General features: G+C 71.8%; 24 protein-coding genes. 16 read left to right on the forward strand and 8 right to left on the reverse strand.

The window, feature by feature from the left end:
* Position 1: 1 nt before the first annotated feature.
* The gene (locus OG371_RS19375; RefSeq protein ID WP_329071139.1) at positions 2–892 is read right to left on the reverse strand and encodes a dienelactone hydrolase family protein; all 891 of its coding nucleotides are present in this window, start codon (positions 890–892) and stop codon (positions 2–4) included.
* Positions 893–1,087: 195 nt separating this feature from the next.
* On the opposite strand from OG371_RS19375, the gene glmS reads away from it, so the two are divergent.
* The 8 genes from glmS (at position 1,088) to tsaE (ending at position 10,573) form a co-directional block, all read left to right on the forward strand.
* Positions 1,088–2,950 (forward strand): glutamine--fructose-6-phosphate transaminase (isomerizing), encoded by a 1,863-nt coding sequence (glmS, locus tag OG371_RS19380; RefSeq protein ID WP_329071141.1) that lies wholly within the window; start codon positions 1,088–1,090, stop codon positions 2,948–2,950.
* Between the two features lie 16 nt (positions 2,951–2,966).
* Complete coding sequence (locus OG371_RS19385) at positions 2,967–4,415, forward strand: NAD(P)H-hydrate dehydratase (protein ID WP_329071143.1); 1,449 nt, start codon at positions 2,967–2,969, stop codon at positions 4,413–4,415.
* 142 nt (positions 4,416–4,557) lie between these two features.
* Positions 4,558–5,361: a DeoR/GlpR family DNA-binding transcription regulator gene (locus OG371_RS19390; RefSeq protein ID WP_329071145.1), complete on the forward strand. Its 804-nt coding sequence runs from the start codon at positions 4,558–4,560 to the stop codon at positions 5,359–5,361.
* Positions 5,351–6,790 carry a xylulokinase gene (gene xylB / locus OG371_RS19395; RefSeq protein WP_329071146.1) on the forward strand — a complete coding sequence of 480 codons (1,440 nt, stop codon included), beginning with the start codon at positions 5,351–5,353 and terminating at the stop codon, positions 6,788–6,790. Before OG371_RS19390 ends, xylB begins: the two co-directional genes overlap by 11 nt.
* Before the next feature lie 3 nt (positions 6,791–6,793).
* Positions 6,794–7,885 carry an ABC transporter ATP-binding protein gene (locus OG371_RS19400; RefSeq protein WP_329071148.1) on the forward strand — a complete coding sequence of 364 codons (1,092 nt, stop codon included), beginning with the start codon at positions 6,794–6,796 and terminating at the stop codon, positions 7,883–7,885.
* Between the two features lie 29 nt (positions 7,886–7,914).
* Positions 7,915–9,033 (forward strand): alanine racemase, encoded by a 1,119-nt coding sequence (gene alr / locus OG371_RS19405; RefSeq protein ID WP_329071150.1) that lies wholly within the window; start codon positions 7,915–7,917, stop codon positions 9,031–9,033.
* On the forward strand, positions 9,030–10,121 hold the full coding sequence (locus OG371_RS19410; protein WP_329071152.1) for an alpha/beta fold hydrolase: 1,092 nt from the start codon (positions 9,030–9,032) through the stop codon (positions 10,119–10,121). Before alr ends, OG371_RS19410 begins: the two co-directional genes overlap by 4 nt.
* Positions 10,118–10,573 (forward strand): tRNA (adenosine(37)-N6)-threonylcarbamoyltransferase complex ATPase subunit type 1 TsaE, encoded by a 456-nt coding sequence (tsaE, locus tag OG371_RS19415; RefSeq protein ID WP_329071154.1) that lies wholly within the window; start codon positions 10,118–10,120, stop codon positions 10,571–10,573. Before OG371_RS19410 ends, tsaE begins: the two co-directional genes overlap by 4 nt.
* A gap of 24 nt (positions 10,574–10,597) precedes the next feature.
* Here the strand turns inward: tsaE and OG371_RS19420 are convergent, their stop codons facing one another.
* Genes OG371_RS19420 through OG371_RS19430 form a run of 3 tightly spaced genes read right to left on the reverse strand, consistent with a single transcriptional unit; the run spans position 10,598 to position 14,300 of the window.
* Positions 10,598–11,542 carry a squalene cyclase gene (locus tag OG371_RS19420; protein WP_329071156.1) on the reverse strand — a complete coding sequence of 315 codons (945 nt, stop codon included), beginning with the start codon at positions 11,540–11,542 and terminating at the stop codon, positions 10,598–10,600.
* A complete protein-coding gene (locus OG371_RS19425; RefSeq protein WP_329071158.1) occupies positions 11,539–12,882 on the reverse strand; it encodes a carboxyl transferase domain-containing protein in 1,344 nt (447 codons plus the stop codon). The genes OG371_RS19420 and OG371_RS19425 overlap by 4 nt, the downstream gene beginning before the upstream one ends.
* A complete protein-coding gene (locus OG371_RS19430) occupies positions 12,879–14,300 on the reverse strand; it encodes an acyl-CoA synthetase (RefSeq protein WP_329071160.1) in 1,422 nt (473 codons plus the stop codon). The genes OG371_RS19425 and OG371_RS19430 overlap by 4 nt, the downstream gene beginning before the upstream one ends.
* A gap of 158 nt (positions 14,301–14,458) precedes the next feature.
* Here OG371_RS19430 and tsaB point away from each other — a divergent pair, with 158 nt between their 5' ends.
* The 3 genes from tsaB to tsaD are packed head-to-tail and all read left to right on the forward strand — an operon-like array spanning position 14,459 to position 16,649.
* Positions 14,459–15,124 (forward strand): tRNA (adenosine(37)-N6)-threonylcarbamoyltransferase complex dimerization subunit type 1 TsaB, encoded by a 666-nt coding sequence (gene tsaB, locus OG371_RS19435; protein ID WP_329073174.1) that lies wholly within the window; start codon positions 14,459–14,461, stop codon positions 15,122–15,124.
* Positions 15,121–15,603: a ribosomal protein S18-alanine N-acetyltransferase gene (gene rimI / locus OG371_RS19440; RefSeq protein WP_329071162.1), complete on the forward strand. Its 483-nt coding sequence runs from the start codon at positions 15,121–15,123 to the stop codon at positions 15,601–15,603. Before tsaB ends, rimI begins: the two co-directional genes overlap by 4 nt.
* The gene (tsaD, locus tag OG371_RS19445) at positions 15,603–16,649 is read left to right on the forward strand and encodes a tRNA (adenosine(37)-N6)-threonylcarbamoyltransferase complex transferase subunit TsaD (RefSeq protein WP_329071164.1); all 1,047 of its coding nucleotides are present in this window, start codon (positions 15,603–15,605) and stop codon (positions 16,647–16,649) included. Before rimI ends, tsaD begins: the two co-directional genes overlap by 1 nt.
* 74 nt (positions 16,650–16,723) lie before the next feature.
* On the opposite strand, the gene wecB is transcribed toward tsaD, so the two are convergent.
* The 3 genes from wecB to OG371_RS19460 form a co-directional block, all read right to left on the reverse strand.
* Complete coding sequence (gene wecB, locus OG371_RS19450; RefSeq protein ID WP_329073176.1) at positions 16,724–17,881, reverse strand: non-hydrolyzing UDP-N-acetylglucosamine 2-epimerase; 1,158 nt, start codon at positions 17,879–17,881, stop codon at positions 16,724–16,726.
* Positions 17,882–17,949: 68 nt separating this feature from the next.
* Entirely contained in the window at positions 17,950–18,129 is a 180-nt protein-coding gene (locus OG371_RS19455; RefSeq protein ID WP_329071165.1) for an LPXTG cell wall anchor domain-containing protein, read from the reverse strand.
* A 19-nt stretch (positions 18,130–18,148) separates the two neighbouring features.
* The gene (locus OG371_RS19460; RefSeq protein WP_329071166.1) at positions 18,149–18,913 is read right to left on the reverse strand and encodes a choice-of-anchor P family protein; all 765 of its coding nucleotides are present in this window, start codon (positions 18,911–18,913) and stop codon (positions 18,149–18,151) included.
* A gap of 328 nt (positions 18,914–19,241) precedes the next feature.
* Between OG371_RS19460 and xrtP the strand changes: the two genes are divergently transcribed.
* Both xrtP and OG371_RS19470 read left to right on the forward strand, forming a co-directional pair.
* Positions 19,242–19,799 carry an exosortase P gene (gene xrtP / locus OG371_RS19465; protein ID WP_329071168.1) on the forward strand — a complete coding sequence of 186 codons (558 nt, stop codon included), beginning with the start codon at positions 19,242–19,244 and terminating at the stop codon, positions 19,797–19,799.
* Between the two features lie 53 nt (positions 19,800–19,852).
* Positions 19,853–21,181 (forward strand): glycosyltransferase, encoded by a 1,329-nt coding sequence (locus tag OG371_RS19470; RefSeq protein WP_329073179.1) that lies wholly within the window; start codon positions 19,853–19,855, stop codon positions 21,179–21,181.
* Between the two features lie 41 nt (positions 21,182–21,222).
* Here the strand turns inward: OG371_RS19470 and OG371_RS19475 are convergent, their stop codons facing one another.
* The gene (locus tag OG371_RS19475; RefSeq protein ID WP_329071170.1) at positions 21,223–23,157 is read right to left on the reverse strand and encodes an N-acetylmuramoyl-L-alanine amidase; all 1,935 of its coding nucleotides are present in this window, start codon (positions 23,155–23,157) and stop codon (positions 21,223–21,225) included.
* A gap of 216 nt (positions 23,158–23,373) precedes the next feature.
* On the opposite strand from OG371_RS19475, the gene OG371_RS19480 reads away from it, so the two are divergent.
* From OG371_RS19480 to groES, 3 genes are all read left to right on the forward strand, one after another.
* A complete protein-coding gene (locus OG371_RS19480) occupies positions 23,374–23,637 on the forward strand; it encodes a type II toxin-antitoxin system prevent-host-death family antitoxin (RefSeq protein WP_329071173.1) in 264 nt (87 codons plus the stop codon).
* Positions 23,638–23,928 carry a type II toxin-antitoxin system RelE family toxin gene (locus OG371_RS19485; protein WP_329071175.1) on the forward strand — a complete coding sequence of 97 codons (291 nt, stop codon included), beginning with the start codon at positions 23,638–23,640 and terminating at the stop codon, positions 23,926–23,928. It begins immediately after the preceding gene.
* 180 nt (positions 23,929–24,108) lie between these two features.
* On the forward strand, positions 24,109–24,402 hold the full coding sequence (groES, locus tag OG371_RS19490; RefSeq protein ID WP_009072407.1) for a co-chaperone GroES: 294 nt from the start codon (positions 24,109–24,111) through the stop codon (positions 24,400–24,402).
* Positions 24,403–24,456: the final 54 nt, after the last annotated feature.

Raw genomic sequence — 24,456 nt, forward strand, 5'->3', positions numbered from 1 at the left:
GTCAGGCCGCGGGCTCTTCCGGCAGGTCGATCGGGGCGCGCTTGACGTCCGACTCCAGCAGGGGCAGGTACTTGTCCGTGCCCGTGAGGTGGGTCAGGAAAAACGCGGTGAACAACGCCCGCGTGAGCTGCTGGGTGCTGCGGTGGGGCTTGCCGTGCAGCAGGAGCTGGCTCCAGTGCCGGCCTTCGGTGACGCCCAGGTGCGAGGACTTCCCGAGCGTGCGCAGCTGCACCGGCCCGGCCCAGGCGTTGGCGATCGCCTCCGCGTGGCCGATCGGCGGGGCGACCAGGTCCTCCTCGGCCGCCAGGTGCAGGCCGGGCGCCGTGATCAGCTTCGCGGCCTCGGTGGCCGGCGGGAACGTCTGGGCGGCGGTGATCGTGGCGACGGCGCCGATCCGCGGGTACGTCCGGCCGAGGTCGCCGGCCGAATTGTTCTGCGGCGCGGAAATCGCACGGGCCTTGCCGGAATCGGCAGAAGCCGCGGCCGAGGTGCCCGCGGCCAGTACCGCGGAGCCGCCGCCGGTCGAGTGGCCGGCCAGGCCCAGCTGCTCCGGGTCGACGCTGATGCCGTCCGGGCCGAGGCGGACGGTGGTGATCACGTCCAGCGTCGTCAGCAGGTCCGCGGCCAGCAGCCGGTGCGACGGCAGCGGGCCGCGCTGCGTGGCGGGCGCCGCGGCGACCACGCCCCAGCTGGCGAGGTGGTGCAGGAGCTGGCGGTAGCGCCCGGTCGGCTGCAGCCAGCCGTGCCCGAACGCGATGGCGGGCAGGCCGAGGCCGCTGCGCGGGGTGAACACGATGCCCGGCAGCCCGACCAGGGCGAGATTGCCGCGCAGGACCTCGTGGGGCCCCGGGTGTGACAGCTCCGTGAGCAGCTGCTTGGGCTTGCTGGCCATGCGCGTGACCTTACTGCCCGGGCGTGCGTCCGGCCCGTCCGCCGCTCCGAGCCGCCGGACCACGCTTCAGGGGTGGGGTCGGACGCAGCCTTACAGCGTATGTGCCGATGAGTGAAACGCCTGGTCAACCCGCCAGAAACCGCTCGTCAAGGTACCGGAGTAGGGGACTGGACATCCCTCGTTAGGCTTATCCGCGTGTGTGGAATCGTGGGATATGTCGGACACCGGCCGGCCCTGGACGTCGTACTCGGCGGACTGCGGCGCATGGAGTACCGCGGCTACGACTCGGCCGGCGTCGCGGTGCTGGACGGCAAGGGCGCGCTGAACGTCGAGCGCAAAGCCGGTCGCCTGGCGAACCTGGAGACCCGGCTCGACGAGGTCGGCCGGGACGCCTTCGCGGGCACCGCCGGCATGGGGCACACCCGCTGGGCGACGCACGGCGCCCCGGTGGACCGGAACTCGCACCCGCACCGCGACGCGTCGAACCGCGTCGCCGTGGTGCACAACGGCATCATCGAGAACTTCGCCGCCCTCCGCTCCGAGCTGGAGGCCGACGGCGTCGAGATGGCCAGCGACACCGACAGCGAGACCGCCGCGCACCTGGTCGCCCGCGCGTACGACGCAGGCGAGACCAAGGGTGACTTCGCGGCCAGCGTCGCCGCCGTCTGCCGCCGCCTGGAGGGCGCGTTCACGCTGGTCGTGACGCACGCCGACCATTCGGACACCATCGTCGCGGCGCGCCGTTCTTCGCCGCTGGTGGTGGGGGTCGGCGAGGGTGAGACGTTCGTCGCGTCCGACGTCGCCGCCTTCATCGAGCACACGCGCGAGGCCGTCGAGCTGGGCCAGGACCAGCTCGTGGTGATCACCCGCGACGGCTACGAGGTCACCGACTTCCACGGCGACGCCGCGCAGGCCAAGCCGTTCACCGTCGACTGGGACCTGAGCGCCGCCGAGAAGGGCGGCCACGAGTACTTCATGCTCAAGGAGATCGAGGAGCAGCCCGAGGCGCTGGCCAACACGCTGCGCGGGCACTTCGAGTCCGGCCGCATCATCCTCGACGAGCAGCGCATCTCCGACCAGGACCTGCGCGACGTCGACAAGGTTTTTGTCGTCGCCTGCGGTTCGGCGTACCACTCCGGGCTGGTCGCCAAGTACGCGATCGAGCACTGGACCCGGCTGCCGGTCGAGGTCGAGCTGGCCAGCGAGTTCCGCTACCGCGACCCGGTGCTGGACCGCGACACGCTGGTGGTCGCCGTGTCCCAGTCCGGCGAGACGGCCGACACGCTGGAGGCCGTGCGCCACGCGCGCGAGCAGAAGGCACGGGTGCTGGCCGTCTGCAACACCAACGGCGCGCAGATCCCGCGTGAGTCCGACGCGGTGCTGTACACCCACGCCGGCCCGGAGATCGGCGTCGCCTCGACGAAGGCGTTCCTCGCCCAGATCGCGGCCAACTACCTGGTGGGCTTGGCGCTGGCGCAGGCCCGCGGCACGAAGTACCCGGACGAGGTCGCCCGCGAGTTCGCCGAGCTGGAGGCCATGCCGGCCGCCGTGCAGAAGGTGCTGTCCACTGTGGACCAGACGCGGGACCTGGCCCGGCGCATCTCCGACTCGCGCGCGGTGCTGTTCCTCGGCCGTCACGTCGGGTTCCCGGTGGCGCTCGAAGGCGCGCTGAAGCTCAAGGAACTGGCGTACATGCACGCCGAGGGCTTCGCCGCGGGCGAGCTGAAGCACGGCCCGATCGCGCTGATCGAAGAGGGCCTGCCGGTGGTCGTCGTGATGCCGTCGCCGAAGGGCCGCGCGGTGCTGCACTCCAAGCTGGTCTCGAACATCAGTGAGATCCAGGCCCGCGGCGCGCGCACCATCGTCATCGCCGAAGAGGGTGACGAGACGGTGCGGCCGTTCGCCGACGAGCTGATCGAGGTGCCGGCCGTGCCGACGCTGCTGCAGCCGCTGGTGTCCACCGTGCCGCTGCAGGTGCTGGCCGCGGAGATCGCCCGCTCCCGCGGGTACGACGTCGACAAGCCGCGTAACCTGGCGAAGTCCGTCACCGTCGAGTAAGCGGGAGGCCGCTGCCGTGTTGGGGATCTGGACCACGGAACGGATCCGGGCGGCGGAGGACCGGCTGCTGGCCGTCACCCCGGACGGTGAGCTGATGCGCCGCGCCGCCTTCGGGCTGGCCACGCAGGTCGCGGAGCTGCTGGCCGAGACCACCGGGTCGGTGTCCGGACGGCGGGCCGTGCTGCTCGTCGGGTCCGGCAACAACGGTGGTGACGCCCTGTGGGCTGGCGCGTTCCTGCGTCGCCGCGGAGTGGCTGTTTCGGCTGTACTGCTCAAGCCGGAGAAGGCGCACGCGGCGGGATTGGCCGCACTGCGACGTTCCGGTGGCCGGTTGGTGTTGCTCGAGGACAGTCCACAGTGGATCTCGCGGGCTGATGTCGTGGTCGACGGCATCGTCGGCATCTCCGCGAGGGGGCCGCTGCGGCCGGACGCGGCGAAGCTGGTCGAGTCGGTGGAGGCGCCCATCGTCGCGGTGGATCTGCCCAGTGGTGTCGATCCGGATACCGGTGCCGTTGACGGGCCGCACGTCACGGCCACGCGCACGGTCACGTTCGGCGCGCTGAAGCCCGTCCACGCTCTCGCGCCGCAAGAGTGCGGCGAGGTGGTGCTGGTCGACATCGGCTTGCGGCCCTCGTTGGGTGAGCCGGACCTGGAGCAGCTCGAACTGGCGGATGTCGCCGCGGTGTGGCCGACTCCCGGCCCGACGGACGACAAGTACAGCCAGGGCGTCGTCGGCATCGCGGCCGGCTCCGCGACGTACCCGGGCGCGGCGGTGCTCGCCTCGGGCTCGGCGGTGCACGCGACGGCCGGCATGGTCCGCTACGCCGGGCACGCGGCCGAGGTCGTCCGGTCCCGCTGGCCGGAGATCGTCGCGACGGGCTCGGTCACCGACGCCGGGCGGGTGCAGGCCTGGGTGGTCGGGCCGGGCATCGGCACCGGCGCGGACGGCCGTGAGCTGCTGCGCCACGTCCTCGGCCAGGGCGTCCCGGTCTGCGCCGACGCCGACGCCACCACGATCATCGCGCGCGACCCCGACGTGCTCGACGCCCGCGACCCGGACACCCCGCTCGTGCTGACGCCGCACGCGGGGGAGTACGAGCGCCTGATGGGCCGCAAGCCCGGCGCCGACCGGCTCACCGCCGCGCGCGAAGCGGCGAAGAAGTACAACGCCGTGGTCCTGTTGAAGGGGCATTGCACGGTGGTCGCGGCACCGGACGGCCGCGTCTCGGTCAACACCCCGCGCGGCTCCTGGCTCGCCACCGCCGGCTCCGGCGACGTCCTCACCGGCCTGATCGGCTCCCTCCTGGCCGCTCGCGTCGACCCATGGCTGGCGGCGTCGGCGGGGGCACAGGTGCACTCGCTGGCCGGGTCGCTGGCGGCGAAGGGCGCGCCGACTTCGGCGTCGGGGATCGTCGACGCGATTCCTTCGGCGCTGCGGGTGGTCAAGGCTCGTGAGTGGCTATGACGGTTCTAACCGTCAGCAACACTCACGAGCCCTTCCCGGCTGGAAGTTATCGAGTTACCTGTTAACTCCCGGGGCAAAATCTGGTAAGAAGCACGTGTGAGCGGCGACACTCCTGATCAGGCGGCCCCCAGCGGGGTGGCCTGTGCCTAGGACCCGCCCGTCGGATGCCGCCGTCGAGCAGCGGCGGAAAGAGATCCTCGACCACGTCATCGAGGTGCGCGAGGCTCGGATCGACGACCTCACCGCGCGGTTCGGCGTCAGCCTGATGACGATGCACCGCGATCTGGACGACCTGGCCGAGCGGCGGCTCCTGCGCAAGCTCCGCGGCAAGGTCGAGGCCTACCCGGCGCTCACCATGGAGACCGCGAGCCGGTTCTCGCTGCACGAGGGCGAGAAAGAGGCGCTCGCCGAGGCGGCGATCCGGCAGGTGGAGCCCGGGCAGACCGTGTTCGTCGACGATTCCACCACGTTGTTTCCCCTGGTCGAGCGGCTGGCGGAGGTGCCGGGCCTGACCGTGATCACCAACTCCCTGCACGCCGCGCGGTTGCTCGGCAGCGGTGTCGAGGTGGTGCTCGCCGGGGGTCGGTACCACGCCGAGTACGACTCCTGCTCCGGGCCGGACGTGCTGGCGCTGCTCGACCGGACCCGCGCGGACGTCGCGTTCGTGTCCGTCAGCGCCGTCGCCGTCGGGCGGCTGTTCCATCCCGTGCGCGACTACGCCGAGCTGAAGAAGGCCGTGCTGCGCGCCGCGAACCGCAACGTGCTGGTGCTGGACCACTCGAAGTTCGGCCGCACCGCCACGTACGCGCACGGTTCCGTCGGCGACTACGACCTGCTGGTCACCAGCGAGATCACGCCGACCGAGGAGATCGAGGCCGCGCTGAACGAGGGCACGGCCGTGGAGACCGTCGAACACGTCGAGGAGGGGCAGCCCTATGACAGCTGAGCTGGTGGCCGGGGTCGATTCGTCGACCCAGTCGTCGAAGGTGGTGGTCTGCGACGCGCGCACAGGTGAGGTCGTGCGCACCGGCCGCGCGCCGCACCCGGACGGCACCGAGGTGGACCCCGCCGCGTGGTGGACAGCGTTCGGGGAAGCCACGAAGGACGTGCTCGAGGGCGTCCGGGCCATCGGCATCGGCGGTCAGCAGCACGGTCTGGTCACCCTAGACGAGGACGGCGAGGTCGTCCGCCCGGCGTTGCTGTGGAACGACACCCGCTCGGCGCAGGCGGCCAAGGACCTCACCGACGAGCTGGGCGGGCCCGGCGTCTGGACCAAGTCCGTCGGGTCGGTGCCGGTCGCCAGCTTCACCGTCACCAAGCTGCGCTGGCTCGCCGAGCACGAGCCCGAGAACGCCGACCGCGTGGCGCGGGTGCTGCTGCCGCACGACTGGCTGACCTGGCGGCTGCTCGGCCGGCCCGAGACGGCCGTGACCGACCGCGGCGACGCGTCCGGCACCGGCTACTTCTCCCCGACCGAGAACACCTACCGGCTGGACGTGCTGGCCCACGCGTTCGGCGGCCGCACCCCCGAACTGCCCACGGTGCTGGGCCCGGCCGACGTCGCCGGGCACACCGGGAACGGCATGCTGGTTTCCGCGGGCACCGGCGACAACATGGCCGCCGCCCTCGCGCTGGAGCTGGCGCCGGGCGACGCGGTGGTCTCGATCGGCACCAGCGGCACCGTGTTCGGCGTGGCGGAGCAGGGCTCGGCCGACGCGAGCGGCCTGGTCGCCGGGTTCGCCGACGCGACCGGCCGGTTCCTCCCGCTCACCGCGGCGCTGAACGCCGCCCGCGTGCTCACCGCGGGCGCCGCGATGCTGGGCGTGGAGCTGGCCGAGTTCGACCGCCTCGCGCTGGCCGCCGAGCCGGGCGCGGGCGGGCTCACGCTGCTGCCGTACCTCGACGGCGAGCGGACGCCGAACCTGCCGGATGCCACCGGCTCACTGCACGGCCTGACCCGGGCGAACATGAGCCCGGAGAACCTCGCCCGCGCGTGCGTCGAAGGCATGCTGTGCGGTCTGGCCGCCGGCCTCGACGCCGTGCGCGCGCAGGGCCTGGAGGTACGGCGGGTGCTGCTCATCGGCGGCGGCGCGCAGTCCGCGGCCGTGCGGGCCGTGGCGCCGATCGTGTTCGGCGTGCCCGTGGTGATCCCCGAGGTCGGCGAGTACGTCGCCCTCGGCGCCGCGCGGCAGGCCGCCTGGGCGCTGGCCGGCTCCGCCGAGCCGCCCGCCTGGGCGGGACAGGGACCTGGAAACCGGCTCGAGCTGGACGAGCCGACCGGGGCGCAGCGCGCCGCGGGCCACGAGATCCAGCACCGCCACCGCGAAGCACGCCAAGCCGTGCACGGGGTTCCCGCGAAATTCGGAGAGGACTGACCGATGGCCACCATCACTTACGACAAGGCGTCCCGGCGCTACGCCGGGACCGACCGGCCCGCTGTCGACGCGCTCGAGCTGGAGATCGCCGACGGCGAGTTCCTGGTGCTCGTCGGCCCGTCCGGCTCCGGCAAGTCGACCGCCCTGCGCATGCTCGCGGGCCTCGAGGACATCGACGACGGCGCCGTGTGGATCGGCGACCGCGACGTCACCCAGCTGCCGCCGCGCTCGCGTGACATCGCGATGGTCTTCCAGAACTACGCGCTGTACCCGCACATGACCGTGGCGCAGAACATGGGCTTCGCGCTGAAGATCGCGGGCCGCCCGGCGTCGGAGATCAAGCAGAAGGTGCTCGACGCCGCGAAGCTGCTCGACATCGAGGACTACCTCGACCGCAAGCCGAAGGCGCTCTCCGGTGGCCAGCGCCAGCGCGTCGCCATGGGCCGCGCGATCGTGCGCGAGCCGCAGGTGTTCCTGATGGACGAGCCACTGTCCAATCTGGACGCGAAGCTGCGCGTGTCCACCCGCACGCAGATCGCCGCGCTGCAGCGCCGCCTCGGCGTCACCACCGTGTACGTCACGCACGACCAGGTCGAGGCCATGACGATGGGCGACCGCGTCGCGGTGCTGTCCGACGGCCTGCTCCAGCAGTGCGACACCCCGCGCGCGCTGTACGACCACCCGGCGAACGTGTTCGTCGCGGGCTTCATCGGCTCGCCGGCCATGAACCTGGCCTCGGCGAAGCTGACCGCGGACGGCGCCGAGGTCGGCGGCGCGAGCGTGCCGCTCAGCCGCGAGATCGTCAGCGCGGCCGACGGCGACACGATCACCCTGGGCTTCCGTCCGGAGTCGCTCGAGGTGACCACGGACACCGACGGCACCCTGCCGATGAAGGTCGAGCTGGTCGAGGAGCTGGGCTCGGACGCGTACGTCTACGGCAAGCTGGCCGGCGAGGACGCCGCGGGCACGCAGTCCAACGTCGTCGCGCGGGTGGACCCGCGCACACCGCCGAAGATGGGCGACACCCTGCACCTGCGGATCCGTCCCGACGAGCTGCATGTGTTCTCCGGCACTACCGGGCTGCGGCTCCCCTGAGGTCGTGACGTGGGAAACTGGTAGTCGCTATGACTGCCAGTTTCCCGCGGGCCGAGGTCGTGATCGACCTCGACGCCCTGCGCCACAACGTCACCCTGCTGGCCGAGCGCGCCCCGGGCGCCGAGCTGATGGCCGTGGTCAAGGCCGACGCGTACGGCCATGGCGCGCTGCCCGTCGCGCGCGCCGCGATCGACGCCGGGGCCACCTGGCTGGGCACCTGCTCGCTGGGTGAGGCGCTGGACCTGCGCCACGGCGGCATCACCACCCGGCTGCTGAGCTGGCTCGACGTGCCGACCGCCGATTTCGCGCCCGGGATCGAGGCGGACGTCGATCTCGCCGCCAGCTCCGTCGACGAGCTCCGCCGCATCGCGGACGCCGCCGGTCAGGCCGGCAAGCGCGCGCGGGTGCACCTCAAGATCGACACCGGGCTCTCCCGCAACGGCTGCCCGCCCGCCGCGTGGCCGGAGCTGGTCGAGGCCGCGGCCGCCGAGCCGCGGGTGGACGTCGTCGCCATCTGGTCGCACCTGGCCTGCGCGGACGAGCCGGGCCACCCTTCGGTCGACGCGCAGGCGAAGCGCTTCTCGGAGGCGTTCGACATCGCCCGCGCCGCCGGGCTGGAGCCGCTGCGCCACCTGGCCAACTCCGCCGCCGTGCTGACCCGGCCGGACCTGCACTTCGACCTGGTGCGCACCGGCATCGCGATGTACGGGCTCAATCCCGTGCCACAGAAGGAAAACCTGCGCCCGGTGATGTCGTTCCGCTCCGCCGTGGCGCTGACCAAACCGCTGCCCGCCGGCGAGTCCGTCTCTTATGGACACACGTGGACCGCCGAGCGCGACACCACGCTGGCGCTGGTGCCCGTCGGGTACGGGGACGGGGTGCCGCGGTCGCTGTCCGGCAAGATGGACGTCTGGCTGGGCGGGCGGCGCCGTCCGGTGGCCGGGCGGGTGTGCATGGACCAGCTGGTGGTCGACTGCGGTGACGACGTGCCCGCGGTCGGCGACGAGGTCGTCCTGTTCGGCGCCGGCGAGGCCGGGGCGCCCACCGCGCGGGAATGGGCCGACAAACTCGGCACCATCGACTACGAGATCGTGACCTCGATGTACCGGCCGCGCGTGCGCCGGCGGTATCTGGGAGGACCGGCGTGACACCTTCACGGAGACTGTGGGCCATCGTCGGCGGTGTGGGCGCCGTGGCGACCGGCACCGCGGCCGCGGCGCTCGTCGCCGCGCAGCAGCGCAGGCACAGTGAGGACCCGTACGTGGACGAGCGGCTCGGCGAGCTGAAGCCCGACCGCACCTCGACCGTCGCGGCCGAGGACGGCACGCCGCTTTCGGTCGAGGAGATCGATCCGGAGGACGGGGGGACACCGGAGCTGACGGTCGTCGGCGTGCACGGTTTCGCGCTCTCGCGCCGTTGCTGGCATTTCCAGCGCCGGGACCTGGCGACGCTGCGGCTGCCGCGGGTGCGGCAGGTGTACTACGACCACCGCGGCCACGGGCTGTCCGGCCAGGCGTCGGCGGAGACCAGCACCATCGAGCAGCTGGCGCACGACCTCGACAGCGTGCTGCGGGCGATGGTGCCCGAGGGTCCGATCGTCCTCATCGGACACTCCATGGGCGGCATGGTGATCATGGAGCTGGCCGCGGAGCACCCGGAGCTGTTCGAAGACCGCGTGCTCGGCGTCGCGTTCATCGCCACCGCGGCGGGCGAAATCGGCTCGCGCGGGCTGCCGCGGCCGCTGCTGTCCAAGTACAACCCGCTCACGCGCGGCGTCGGCAATCTGGCCGGCTGGCAGCCGGGGCTGGTGGAGTTCGTGCGCGCGGCGGGCGGCCAGCTCACGCGCCAGGCGGTGCGACGGCTGGCGTTCGGCAGCCGCGAGGTCTCGCCGCGGCTGGTCGACTTCATGCTGCAGATGCTGGACCTGACGCCGGTGCGCGGGCTGGTGAACTTCGTCGACACCCTCGGCAGCCACAACCGCTACGCCGCGCTGGCCGGCCTGAAACACGCCGAGGTGCTGGTGATCGGCGGCGACTCCGACCGGTTCACGCCGTTCGCGCACGCCGAGCGCATCGCCGCCGAGCTGCCCGAGGCGGAGCTGGTGCGCGTGCGCGGGGCCGGGCACATGGTGCTGCTGGAGCAGCCCGAGCTGGTCACCAGCCATCTGATCGACCTGTTGCAGCGCTGTTTCGGCAGCGCGGCCCCGAACCGGCGGAACTGGTGGTGGAAACGGTGAGCTTCCTGTTCGCGACCCCCGAGGACACGATGGCGTTCGGCCGGGCGCTGGGCGCGTCGTTGCGCGCGGGCGACCTGGTGCTGCTCGCCGGGCCGCTCGGCGCGGGCAAGACGACGCTGACCCGCGGCATCGCGGACGGCCTCGGCGTCGGCGGGCGGGTCAGCTCGCCGACGTTCGTGCTGGCCCGCGTGCACCCGGCCGGAACCGCGGGCGTGCCGTTGGTCCACGTCGACGCGTACCGGCTGGGCGGCGACCTTTCGCAGCTCGACGACCTCGACCTGGACACGGATCTGGAGCGTTCCGCCGTGGTCGTCGAGTGGGGCGAGGGCACGGCGGACCGCCTGTCGGACGACTACCTGGTCGTCCGCCTCGACCGCCGCGACGACGACGTGCGCGTGGTGGAGCTGGAGCCGCACGGCACCTGGGCCGCACGCCGGCTCGTGAGTGTTTAAGACGGTTCTAACCGTCATAAACACTCACGAGCCCTTTTGCCACCAGTCCAGGACCCGGGTGCCCGACAGCGTGAGCCACTTGGACGGCTCGCCCGCCGGCACGTCGACCTCGAACCACACCCGGCCAGGGTGGCGGCGGCCCTGGAGCCAGCTGCCGTCCGGCTGCCGGGCGGCGCGGATCAGCTCGATCGCCTCGGCCATCCGCGGATCCGGCGGGGTGCCGTCGAACAGCGAGGCCTCGCGGAAGTACTCGGCCGCGTTCAGCACGTTGTAGAACCAGCGGAACGGATACGCGAACCGGTCCACCCAGTCCGCGACCGGTTCACCCGTGGACAGACGGCGGAAAAGCTTACGCTGCAACAGGTATTCCTCGCCGGAGCGACGGGCCTCGCGCGTCGCGTCCGTGCCCCCGGTCGCGATGTCGTACGCGAGCAAGCCCTTGAGCGTGTTCAGTGTCGAGTGGACTGACGAACGCGTTGAGCCCTCGACCCATTCGCAGTTCCAGCCGCCGTCGGGCAGCCGGTGCTCGACGAACCAGTCGACGATGCCGGTGACGTCGGCGCCCAGCCACAGGCCGTTCAGCACCGTCCAGGAGTTGATGCAGCAGTCGACCTCGCCGCCCCAGTACGGCAGGTTGTCGTACTCCCAGCGGCTGTTCTCCGCGATCAGCTCGGCCGTGCGGCGCGCCCGCAGGACCGCGGGGTCGAGGCCCCATTCCCGGAGGGAGTTGAGCGACCAGGTCGTGGCGGTCCACGGCTGGCCGTCCTCGCCGCCGCGGAAGCCCGCCGGGAAAAACGCGCCGCCCGCCCACTGGCCGTCCGGGTCCTGCAGCGCGAGCAGGCGCGCGCCGAAGCCCTCGGTCGCGACCCTGGCCCGCGTCGCCTCCCACACCTCGGGCGGCTCGTGGCGCAGGTCGCGCTCGACCTGCCAGCGCAGCGCCGGGTCCGAGTCGAGAAGCCAGTCGGTCACGACGCCGCTCCGTCCGCCGGCTGGACGATGCCGTTCGCGATGCCCAGCTCCACCAGGTCGGCCGGGCGCAGCCGCAGCCGGTCGGCGATCTCCGGGATCTCGGTCATCGGCCGTTTCAGGATCGCCGCGGCCGCTTCCGGTGACGTGACGGAGAAGTACGCGTCCGGCGCCACCCAGGACGACCCCGGCGCCGCGAAGGCCATCGCGCCGCCCGAACCGCCCTCGCCGATGACCAGCGTGGTGACGGGGACTTCGGCGGTCGCGATCGCCTCGAACAGCTCCGCGATGGCCGCGCCGACGCCGGTCTGCTCCGCGTCCTCGTCGTTGGCCGCGCCCGGGGTGTCGACGAGCGTCAGCACCGGGATGCCCAGCCGGGACGCCAGCCGCACGAGACGGGCCGCCGTGCGGAAGCCCGCCGGGCGCGTAGCGGTGCCGCACTGTGCTGCGTACGCGACCGCGCGGCCGTCTCGCCGTCCGAAGCCGCACAGGACGCCTTCGTCGACACCGCCGGCGCGGTCTCCGTTGATCGTTTCGCGCCAGTCGAAGTAGCTGTTGAGGTACTTCGCGGCGCGGGCGCGGGAAGACGCGCGCGCTGCGCGTACGGCGTCCCAACCCGACTCGGGCGGTTCCACCGTGCCCAATGCCTTAGGCGGCGGAACGGCTTCGGTCGAGCGGGCCGTCAGCAGGAAGAGCCATCGCGCCAACACGTCGGCCAGGTCCTCGGGCTCCACGAGCTGGTCGATCTGGCCCCACTCGTACTTGGCCTCCGCCGTGTACGCCTCCGAAGGCGACGTCGCGGGCCGCACCCGCGAGCCGGCGAAGCCGACCTGAGCCTCCGGCAGCCCGAGCACCACGTCGGCGCTCGCGCCGAGCGTCGCCCAGCCGCCACCCGTCGTCGGGTCGCGCAGCACGGAGATCTGCGCGACGCCGTCTTTCCGCGCTGCCGCCGAAGCCCGCGCGATCCGCTGCAGCTGCGAGAGCGCGCGCATGCCGTGCTGCATGCGGCTGCCGCCGGTCGCGATCAGCGAGACCACGGGCAGCTTCAGCTCGCGGGCCTTGGCGAACGCGGCCTCCACCCGGTCGCCGGTGCGCTGCCCGATCGAGCCGCCGAGGAAGCCGAACTCCCAGGTGATCAGCACCGTTTCGACGTCGCCGACCTTCGCCGTGCCGACGACCACCGACTCGGATTCGCCGCTGCGCTCTTCCGCCGCGGCGCGCGCCACGCCGTAGCCGGGCCAGTCGATCGGGCCGTCCGGGCCGTCAGTGTCCACAGAGGACACCCTCAGTTCCTCGAAGCCGGTCGAAACGGCGGCGATCACCTCACGGGCCGGGGGCCTCATCCCAGCGCCCGCTTCAGGATCTTGCCCATGTCGTTGCGCGGCAACGCTTCCAGGTACCGCACGACTCGTGGCCGCTTGTGCGGCGCCAGCAGTTTCGCGACGTGGTCGGCCAGCTCCTCGGCCGACGGCCGCTCGCCGTCCGGCACGACCCACGCGACGATCCGCTCGCCGAGGTCGTCGTCCGGCTCGCCGGTGACGGCCGCCTCGGCGACGCCGGGATGCTCCAGCAGCGCGTTCTCGATCTCACCCGCGCCGATCTTGTACCCGCCGCTCTTGATCAGGTCGGTGGCCTTGCGGCCGACGATCTTCACGTAGCCGTCGGCATCGCGGGTGGCCATGTCGCCGGTGCGGAACCAGCCGCCGTCGAGCGCGGCGGCCGTGGCGTCCGGCCGGTTCAGGTACTCGGTGAACAGGTTGGGCCCGCGCACCTGGATCTCCCCGACGGTCTCGAGGTCGGTGATCGCCGCGCCGGCTTCGTCGACCAGCCGCAGGTCGACCCCGGACAGCGGGACGCCGACCGTGCCCGGCTTGCGCTCGCCGTCCGCGCGGACGCTGGTGTTCATCAGCGTCTCGGTCATCCCGTAACGCTCCACTACCTGCTGCCCGGTCGCCGCCGTGATCCGCTGGTGGTCGTGCACCGGCAACGCCGCCGAGCCCGAGACCAGCAGCCGCGCGCCACGCAGGGCGGTCGACAAATCGCTGTCATTCGCGACGGTTTCCGCGATCCGGTGATACATCGTCGGGACGCCGAACATCATCGTGGCGCCGTCCGCCAGCTCGCGCGCGACGCCCTCGGTCGAGAACCGGCCGAGGTGGCGCACCGAGCCGCCGCGGCGCAGCGGGCCGAGGATGCCGAGGATCAGGCCGTGCACGTGGAACAGGGGGAGTGCGTGCACGAGGACGTCTGAGGCGCTCCACCCCCACGCGTCCTCCAGCGCGTCGAGCGTCGAGGAGATCGCGCGCCGGGGGAGCACCACGCCCTTGGGCGGGCCGGTGGTGCCGGAGGTGTAGACGATCAGCGCGGGTGACTCCGGGTCGGGCTCGGCTTCCGGCACCGGGCCGTCGCCTTCGAGGGTGACGTCGAGGCGCGGCAATTCGGCCAGGCCCGCGGGCAGCTCGACACCCGGTTCGGCCAGCACCAGCGAGGGTTTGCTGTCGGCGACGATGTGCGCCAGCTCGCGCTCGCCGATCTTCGGGTTCACCGGCACCGCGGGGACCCCCGCGAGCAGCGCGGCGACCACGGCGACACTCGTGGGCAGCGTGGACGTCGCCCACACCGCCACCCGGTCGCCGGGCAGCTCACGCGCCAGCGCGCCGGCGACCGCGCCGAGCTGTGCGTAACTGAGGGCCCGGTCGCCGAAGCGCAAGGCCTCGGTGTCCGAACCGGTGGTGATCGCGGGGAACAGCGGATCGGGCACGTCGAGTACCTCCTGCGTCGCTTCATCGACCGGCGCCTGGCTTCGCACGGTACCGCGCCACGACGTCCGCCACCTGCGACGCGATTCACAGGGTTACGGGGGTTGCCCGTTCAGCCCGGCAGACATGCGCCGCGAGCCTGGTCGTAGGCTTGGACACCGTGTTAGTACTGGCGATCGACACCTCGACCCCGGCCGTGACCGCGGGCATCGTCGCCGTGGACCAGGCGGAGCTGACCACCCGCGGCGACCGCGTGACGGTCGACGCGCGTGCCCACGGCGAGCTCATCACGCCGCACGCCCTCGCCGCCGCCGAAGCGGCCGGTGTGACGCTGCGTGACCTCGACGCGATCGTCTGCGGCGTCGGCCCCGGCCCGTTCACCGGCCTGCGCGCGGGCATGGCGACCGCCGCGGCGCTGTCCCACGCGCTCGGCATCCCCGCGTACCCGGTGTGCAGCCTGGACGCGATCGCCGCTGACGTGGTCAAGACCGAGAGCCCGTTCCTCGTGCTCACCGACGCCCGCCGCCGCGAGGTCTACTGGGCCGCGTACGACGCCGCCGGCGCCCGGGTGGACGGGCCGAACGTCCAGCGTCCGGCCGAGGTCGAGACCACCGTGCGCGTGGCCGCGGGCGACGGCGCGCTGCTGTACGCCGAAGCCGTCGGCGTGACCCCGATCGAGCCGCGGTTCCCGTCGCCGGCCGGGCTGGTCTCCGCGGCGCGCGCGGCCCTGCTGTCCGGCGCGGCGCCCGAGCCGCTGACGCCGCTGTACCTGCGTCGCCCGGATGCCGTCGAGCCCACCGGCCGCAAGCGGGTGACCGCGCCGTGAAGCTCGACCAGCTGCGCCGCAGCGACGTCCGCAGGTGCGCGGAGATCGAGGAGATCCTCTTCCCCGGCGACGACCCGTGGAGCGCCCGCGCGTTCCACTCCGAGCTGGACCAGGGCCACTACTACCTCGCCGCGCGCTCGGACGACGGCACGGAGCTGCTCGGCTACGCGGGCCTCGCCGTCGTCGGGCGGCGCGGGGACTACGAGGCGAGCGTGCACACCATCGGCGTGGTGCCGGAGGCGCAGGGCCAGGGCATCGGCAAGGCGCTGCTGCGCGCGCTGCTGGAGAAGGCCGACGAGCTGAAGGCGCCGGTGTTCCTCGAGGTCCGCACGGACAACGCCACCGCCGTCGGCCTGTACGAGCGGCACGGTTTTCAGAAGCTCGGCGTCCGGAAACGCTACTACCAGCCCTCCGGCGCCGACGCGTTCACCATGGCCCGCCCCGCGCAGGCCCCGGCGCGAGACGAGGTGGCCGGCTGATGTCGCGCATCATCATGGGGATCGAGAGCTCCTGCGACGAGACCGGCGTCGGCCTCGTCCGGCTGTCCGACGACGGCGCGGTCGAGCTGCTCGCGGACGAGGTCGCCTCGAGCGTCGACCAGCACGCGCGCTTCGGCGGCGTGGTGCCGGAGGTCGCGAGCCGCGCGCACCTGGAGGCCATGGTGCCGACGGCCGAGCGGGCGTTCGCGACCGCGGGCCTGAAACTGTCCGATGTGGACGCCATCGCGGTGACCGCCGGGCCGGGCCTGGCTGGTGCGCTGCTGGTGGGCGTCTCGGCGGCGAAGGCGTACTCGGCGGCGCTCGACGTGCCGCTGTACGGCGTGAACCACCTGGCCGGCCACATCGCGGTGGACACGCTGCAGCACGGGCCGCTGCCCTCGCCGGTGCTGGCACTGCTCGTCTCGGGCGGGCACACGCAGTTGCTGCGGGTGGACGACATCGCGTCGAAGATCACCGAGCTGGGGTCCACTGTGGACGACGCGGCGGGGGAGGCCTACGACAAGGTCGCGCGGGTGCTGGACCTGCCGTACCCCGGTGGCCCGCCGATCGACAAGGCCGCCCGTGAGGGCAACCCGTCCGCGATCGCGTTCCCGCGGGGCATGACCGGACCGCGGGACGCGAAGTTCGACTTCTCGTTCTCGGGCCTGAAAACGGCGGTCGCGCGCTGGGTGGAGAACGCCGAGCGGGGCGGCGCCGAGGTCCCGGTGAACGACGTCGCGGCGTCGTTCCAGGAGGCGGTGGCCGACGTGCTGACCGCCAAGGCCGTGCGCGCCGCGAAGGACCAGGGCATCGGCACGCTGGTGATCTCCGGCGGGGTCGCGGCGAACTCCCGGCTGTCCTCGCTGGCGGCGGAGCGCTGTGCCGCCGCGGGCATCGAGCTGCGCGTGCCCCGTCCTCGCCTGTGCACGGACAACGGCGCGATGATCGCGGCGCTGGGCGCGCACGTCGTCGCGGCGGACCGGCCGGTGGCCCCGCTGGACTTCTCGGCCAACCCGGCCCTGCCGGTCGACGTGATCTCGCTCTAGCCGCGCTACGCCCCCGCACACCGGCAAGGCCTCCTTACCCGCGTCCCACGCCGGTAAGGAGGCCTTGACGGACCTCAGCTGCGGGCCTGTTCCAGATCGGGCACGGCCTGCTCCGGCAGGCCGAGCAGCTCCTCGATCGCCGCGCTCGCCAGTTCGGCGGCTTGGCCATCCCCGTAAGGGTTTCCGACCGGGGACGGGCGCAGCTCCCCGCGCAGCAGCCGGCCCGCGGTGGCTGTGATCAGCTCGGTGTCGGTGCCGACGAGCCACGCGCAGCCGGCGTCGATCGCCTCCGCGCGTTCGGTCACCTCGCGCAGCACCAGCACCGGGGTGCCGAACGTCGGGGCCTCCTCCTGGATGCCGCCCGAGTCGGTCAGCACCAGCGACGCCAGCCGCAGCGCCCGGACCAGGTCCGGGTACTCCAGCGGCTCGGTGATGGTCACCCGCGCCCGGCCGCCCAGCTCGCCGACCACCTGCGCGCGCACGGCCGGGTTCGGGTGCACCGGGAACAGCACCTGCACGTCCGGGTGCTCGGCGACGATCCGCCGGACCGCGGCGAGCGTCCGCCCCAGCGGCTCGCCCCACGACTCACGCCGGTGCGAAGTGACCAGCACCAGCCGTCCGCCGGTCTCGGCGATCTCCATCTCCAGCAGGGCCAGCCCCTGGTCGTGGGCCGGCAGGTCGCGGGCCGCGACGGCCAGCACCGCGTCGACCACGGTGTTGCCGGTCATCGCGATCCGCCGCTGGTCGATGCCCTCCGAGAGCAGCGCGGCCACCGCGCTTTCGGTCGGCGCGAGGTGCAGCGACGCGATGCGCGAGACCATCTGGCGCGTGCCCTCCTCGGGGAACGGCGCGGCGAGGTCGTGCGTGCGCAGCCCCGCCTCCAGGTGCACCACGGGAATCCCGAGCCAGAACGCGGCGAGCGCGCCGGCCAGCCCGGTGGTCGTGTCGCCCTGCACCACGATGGCGCCGGGGGAGAACCGCCGCAGCGCCGCGTCGAGCGCCGGCAGCAGACCCGCCACCAGCTCGGCCTGCGTGCCCGAGACCCGCGGCGGGATGTCCAGCCACGCGTCCACGCCGAGGCCGAACGGCACCAGCGCCTGCTCGACCATGCCCTGGTGCTGCCCGCTGTGCACGAGCAGCGGCCGCAGGCCGGGCCGCTGAGCGAGGGCCAGCGTCAGGGGAGCGAGCTTGACCGCTTCCGGCCGGGTGCCGGCCAGCAACATCACGTCCACAGGTTCCACGCTTTCGAGTGTCCCGGAAGTCCCGGGCTGCCGGCGCGCTCGCCGGCAGCCCGGGGTCTTCAGCCTCGCGCCTTGGCGAGGCGCCGATTGCGGCGGTGGGCGGCGATCACCGCGATGGTCCCGAGGACCACCAGCAGCAGGCCGACCGCCAGCCACCAGCCGATGTCGGCACCGGTGGAGGCGAGGGTTCCCACGCTGCCACCGGCGACGCCGACCCCGGCGCCGGGCATCTTGTACATCGGATCACCCCGTACCGTCTCAGGCGCCCGCGCGACGGCGGGAGAAGCGCAGACCCACCGGGATCGCGACGGCTCCGAGCAGGCCGAGGCCCACCCACAGCCCGGGCCCGGACGCGAGCGGCATCGGCGGCGCGGCCGGGCCGCAGGTCGCCGACGAGACGATCACGTCACCCGAGCCGAGCGCGCCGACCGCCCCGCCGAGCAGCTTCAGGTGCAGGGCGTTCACGGTGAGGCTGCCGTCCGGGTTCTTGATCTGCTCGTTGAGGATCAGCGTGGCCACGTTCACCGGCCCGAGCGCGACCTTGATCTGCGTGTTCGGCGCCGGGTTGGCGTCCACCGTGCCCACGCTGCCGAGCTTCGCGTCGGCCAGCGTGCTGCTGCCCTTCACGCCCTCCTGGGTCGCGGTGCAGACCGCTTCGACCGCCTTGACGCTCACGGTGCCGAGCGCCGCCTTGAGCAACGGCAGCCCGACGTCGGCGGTGCTCGCCTTCGCCGTGACCGCGCCGGAGTTGTCGTCCCGGATGGCGGAGCTGGTGATGACCCCCGCCGTGAGGATCCCGGCGGCGTTGGCGTTCGCCACGCTGGCCTTGGTCGGCCCGTTGGTGTTGGACGCGGCCAGCGGTCCGACCTTGACCGCGGACTGCCCGAGCAGTTGGACGTCGACGCTGACGCCGTACGCGGAGCCGTCGCCGGGTGCCGCCGAGGCCGGGGCCGCTCCGGCGAGGGCGACGCACGCCACCACAGCGGCGAGCATTCCGCCCCGTCGCGCGAGGTGTCTTTTCACTGGTCCTCCGATTTTTGTCAGAGCGAGCCGCTGCACGGACGAATCCCGCTGAGCAAAGAGTCGGCACGCCGAATCGGGTATCGGCGAAGGCGGCCGAAAAGGCACACAATTTCCCGGTTCTCACCGTATCGAGTGGTTTCATTGGTGCTTATCTGCAGGTCGAGTGAGCATCACCTGAACGGCCTAGCAAGTTTCTCGCCGAGGGTGCCGAAAGGCGTTTTCAGGGGCTCCACGAAAGGGGGACCCGCCGGGATTCCGGGGTCGGGAGGCTTACGCTGACGCTCGGGGTCCGCTCGTTTCATCGTCGCTTCCGGCTGAGAGGGTCGTCGTGGCAGTAGCGAACACACCTGTACCTGGTAGCACCCGGTTTCCCCTGCGGTTGGCGGTGCTCGCAGTGGTGGCCGTGGGCGTCGGACTGGTGCTGATCGAGCGGGTCTACCGGGAGTTCGAGGTGCAGCTGGCCGGGGCGATACTCCGGGTCATCACCTCTTCGGGTGTTTATGTGGCGGGTAATCGTGAATCCGTTTACTTCGGGTTGACCGGCGCTACTCCATTCGGGTTGCGAATGACTCCGGAATGCTCGTCGGTATTCCTGTTACTGCCACTCCTGCTCGTCACTGCCGTGATGCTCTACTTCCGGCCCGGAAATGCGCGACGACTGTTCTTTTCGTTGGGGATATCCGCGATCGCCGTCATTCTGGTTAATCAGTTACGGATCCTCACCATTGTCGGACTCGTGAACGGGCTGGGCACGGACGAGGGCTACTACTGGGGCCACACCCTGCTCGGCTCCATGGTCAGCGTGTTCGGCGGCGCGGTGTCGCTGGTGCTGTTCGTGTGGCTGGCCACCCGCCGGACCAAGGCCGAGAAGGGCGCCGCCGCGTGAGCGGGGACGGGCTGAAGATCCTGCTCTCGATCACGCAGGCGTTCGCGCTGACCATGAGTGTCGCGTTCATCGTGTACGTCGTGGTGATCGTGGTCCCGTACCTGCGCCGCAAGCCCGCGCCGGTGGGCGATCCGGACGACTTCGAGTGGCACTTCTTCGTGCCGTGCCGCGACGAGCAGGCGGTGATCGGCGAGACCGTGCGCTACCTGCGCGGCACCTTCCGCCGTGCGCACGTCTGGGTCGTCGACGACGACTCCGAGGACCGCACCGCCCGCGTCGTGCGCGCGCTGTGGCGGCGAAACGGCGGCTACGACGAGCATCTGCACTTGGTCGCGCGCACGCGCCCCGAAGCCCGCACGGGCAAGGGCGACGCGCTGAACGCCGCGTACCACGCTCTCGACGAGTGGCTGGACCCGCGCAAGCCCCGCGAGGACGTGGTCGTCGTGGTGGTGGACGCCGACGGCCGGCCGGCCCCGAACTGCCTCGAGGTCTGCGCGGCCGGCCACCTGTTCGGCGACGAGCAGATCGGCGCCGTGCAGCTCGACGTGCGGATGAGCAACGTCCGCACCCGCCCGCCGGGCCGCACCTGGGCTTCGCGCGCATTCGGGCTGAAGCTGGCGCAGCTGCAGGACCTGGAGTTCCGCACGGCGATCGCGGCGATCCAGACCTCGCGCGGCTTCACCGGCACGATCTCGATGGGCGGCAACGGGCAGTTCACTCGCCTGGCCGCGCTGGACTCCATCGCGGGCGACGAGCGCCAGCCGTGGCGCGGCTCGCTGCTGGAGGACTTCGAACTCGGCGTGCACCTGCTGACCGCGGGCTGGCGCACCGGCTTCACGCCGGATTCCCATGTGGCGCAAGAGGGCCTGTACAGCCTGCGGCGGTTCCTGGTGCAGCGCACGCGCTGGGGTCAGGGCACCATGCAGTGCTCCCGTTACCTGCGCCGGATCTGGGACTCACCGCACGTGTCCACTTTGGGCGCCGCGGAGATGATGTACTACCTGGCGCAGCCGTGGATGCAGCTGCTCGGCTCCTTGCTGTACCCGGTGCCGTTCATCCTGCTGCTGGTCGGCACGGCCGGCGACCCGAGCCAGGTCTGGTCCTGGTTCACCGGCGGCGCCTGGATCCTGTTTGTCATCTACGGCTCGTTCGGGCTGCTGCCGTTCATCGTCTGGGGCCCGATCTACCAGCTGAAGTGCTTGCGCAGCAAGAACATCTTCCGCGGCATCGGTATGGGCCTGCTGTACGCGGTGTACATCTACACCTTCTACATCACGTCGTGGCGTGCGCTCCTGCGCCTGGTGCGCGGCCGCAACGGCTGGGCGAAGACCCGCCGCAACACCGAGACGACAGCGGGCGTGAAGGTCGCGCTGGACTCGTGAGTGCCTACGCCGGTTAGAACCGTCATAGGCACTCACGAGGGTCAGAAAGCGGGCAGCAGCAGCACGTCGTTGAGGTTGACGTACTCGATGCGGTGGCCGAACTGGATCTCGACGTACTTCGTCTTGCCCTTCACGACCACGTGCTGGGCCGGGTCGAACGTGGTGGCCGAGTAGTACTCGGAGCCCTCCACGCCGCCGACGGAGTACTTCTGGCCCGCCGCCAGTGTGTACGGCATCGGCGCGAGTGCCTGCACCGGCACGTTCGCCGGGTAGGCCGAGGCCTCCGGGAACGCGCGGCCGTACACCGGGATCGTGGCCAGGCCGGGCCGCGGCGTGGCGACCAGGCCCACAGCGGGCACGGCGGTGCGGGCGCTCGGAGCGTTGCGGAACCAGCCCTTCTGGCCGAGATACCAGATCGCCGTCCAGTCACCCTGCACGCCGGCGACCGCGTACTTCTGCCCGGTCGCCGCGCGGCTGCCGACGTCCGCGACATCCATTGTGGACGGACCGCCGCCCGGGTGCAGGCCGGCGTCGGCGAGCAGCGGTGCGTCCTCGCTCGGCGCGGTGTGCAGCACGACCGCCTCGGAGCCGCGGGCCGCGCACGCGTTGCCGGAGCCGATCTTGTCGCAGCCGGTGAAGATCGGCTGGTTCCCGGCGAACGACGGGTCGATCGTGACCAGCGAGGAGTTCGGCCGGCCGACCGCCTGGAACGGCGCGCCGAGCAGGTCGAAGTAGTGCGACCAGTCCCAGTAGGGCCCCGGGTCCCAGTGCATGCCGGCGATGGTGGCCGGCGTGGTGCCCGGGACGTTGTCGTGGCCGATGATGTGCGCGCGGTCCAGCGGGATGTCGTAGCGCTTCGCGAGGTAGCCGACGAGCTTCGCCGAAGCGCGGTACATCGCTTCGGTGTACCAGGTGCCCTTCGCGGCGAAGCCCTCGTGCTCGATGCCGATCGACTTCGAGTTGATGTACCAGTTGCCCGCGTGCCAGCCGACGTCCTTCGTCGCCACGTGCTGGGCGATCAGGCCGTCGGCGGAGCGCACGGTGTAGTGCCACGCGAGGTAGGCCGGGTCCTGCACCAGCTTCAGCGCGTCGGCCCAGTAGCCCTCGGTGTCGTGGATGACGATGTAGTCGATCTTCTGGCTCTGCGGCCGGTTCGCCTTGTCGTAGTTGCCGTAGTCGCCGCCCGGCAGCTCCTGGTACGGCGCGGGCACCGACTCGCACGCGACGCGCTTGGGGCACTCCGTCGCGGTGGGCGCGTCGGAGCGCAGGCCCAGCCGGCTCGCCTGCGCGCGGTCCGGCGCGAGGCCGGGCGTGGCGGTGAGGGTCAGCTGCTGGCCGTCGTCCGTAGTGCGGGCTTCGCCGGTGGAGATGGTGTCGAAGACCTCGTCGGCGAACGTCTGGGCGGCCGTCACGTCGTCGGACCCGCTGTAACGCGCGATGGCGCCGTACCAGTCCTTCGCGTCCTGGCTGTGGATGCCGAGCTGACGCTGGTAGTCCGCGAGCAGCGCGGCGCCGCCCCGGACGTTCTGCGTCGGGTTCGTGCGCAGGGTGGCGGCGTCGGTGTGCAGCAGCGAGGCCACGGTGTCGACGGTCTGCAGGGTCGGCGGCGGCGCGGCCGGCTCACTCGCCTTGGGCTGCAGCGCCGGTCGGGCCGTGTCCCCGCGCGGGTCCTCGGTGCCCTGGTCGAACTCGGTGCCGGCGACGCCCGCCGTCCGCAGGTCGGTCAGGTGCATCGGGCCGTAACCGGCGGCGGTGCTGGGCGTGCCGGCGTTGTAGTCCCAGCGCGACTCCATGTAGGAAACGCCGAGCAGCACGTCGAGCGGCACGCCGAACTCACTCGCGGCGGCCGCGAAGTCCCGTTGCCGCTGCTGCCCGGACGGCTGAGCCTGCGCCGGCGCCGCGGCGAACAGCCCGGCGCCCAGTGAAACGACGGCGGCCGCCACGGCCAGCCGCCGGGGAAGGGGAGGGAACGACATGGTGTGACCCCCAGGTGTCGGTGTCATTCAGGCAAGACCTAACCAGAAGGCGGCCCACCGAGTAAGGCCTGGTCCGGGTGGATCTGCCGGGTTTACGGGCCGTTTCCCGGGGCCTGGCCGCGGCGCGGGGTCGGCGAGGTTCGGCCGGAGCGCCAGACCGGGGCCCGTACCGATCGGCGGCTGGCGAACGCTCGGCAAAAGATGTACATTTTGTACATGAGCATCGAGATGAACATGACCGACGCTCGTCGCGAACTTCCGGACATCACCAACCGCGCCGAGTATGTCGGTGAGACGACTTACCTGACCAAGCACGGCCGTCGTACTGCCGCCGTGGTACCCGCGGCCAGCGCGGAACTGCTGGAAGACCTTGAGAACTTGATCGACGGAGAGCAGGTGCGGCAGGTCCTGGAAGCGCTGGCCGACGGCGCCGAGAAGACTGTGCCCTATCGCCGTCGCACCGCCCGCCGGGACGGCTGAGTGTCCTACGAGATCCAACTGTCCGGCACCGCTGACAAGTTCCTCGCCAAGCTCAGCCGAGCTCAGCCCAAGGATGCCGCTGCGCTGGAGGACCGGCTCGACGAGCTGGCGGAAGACCCACACCCGCCCGGGTGCCTTCCACTGACCGGGTACCCGGGGGTGCTCCGGGTCCGAGTGGGCAACTATCGGATCTGCTACCGGCTCGAGAACGGCAGATTGCTCGTATTCGTGCTGGTCATCAGTAAGCGCGGTGACGTGTACGAGGTGATCAAGCGGCATCTCGGTCGCTGATCGGCCAGCAGGCCACGCGAGTTCCGCCACGTCGAGTGGACCCTCCTTGCGAAGCTGGCACTCACGTGGCTAGAGTGCTAATCGCACGGCCCGAACACGCCCCGGCACCCGCGACGGCGGGGGTGGTAGGAGCCGTAAGTCATCCTGCCGACGCTTTCGACGACCGTGGAGGTCAACCCGGTGAGCGTGAACATCAAGCCGCTCGAGGACAAGATCGTTGTCCAGACGAGTGAGGCCGAGGAGACGACCGCTTCCGGCCTCGTCATCCCCGACACCGCCAAGGAGAAGCCCCAGGAGGGCAAGGTTCTGGCCGTTGGCCCGGGCCGGATCGACGACAAGGGCAACCGCGTGCCGCTCGACGTGGCCGTGGGCGACGTCGTGATCTACTCCAAGTACGGCGGTACCGAGGTCAAGTACAACGGTGAGGACTACTTGATCCTCTCCGCCCGCGACGTGCTGGCCGTCATCAACTGACGTAGCCAGTCGCAGCGCAATGACGCCCCGGGCCCCGCACAAGCCGGGGGACGG

It is taken from the genome of Amycolatopsis sp. NBC_01480 (assembly GCF_036227205.1).
Classification (GTDB): domain Bacteria; phylum Actinomycetota; class Actinomycetes; order Mycobacteriales; family Pseudonocardiaceae; genus Amycolatopsis.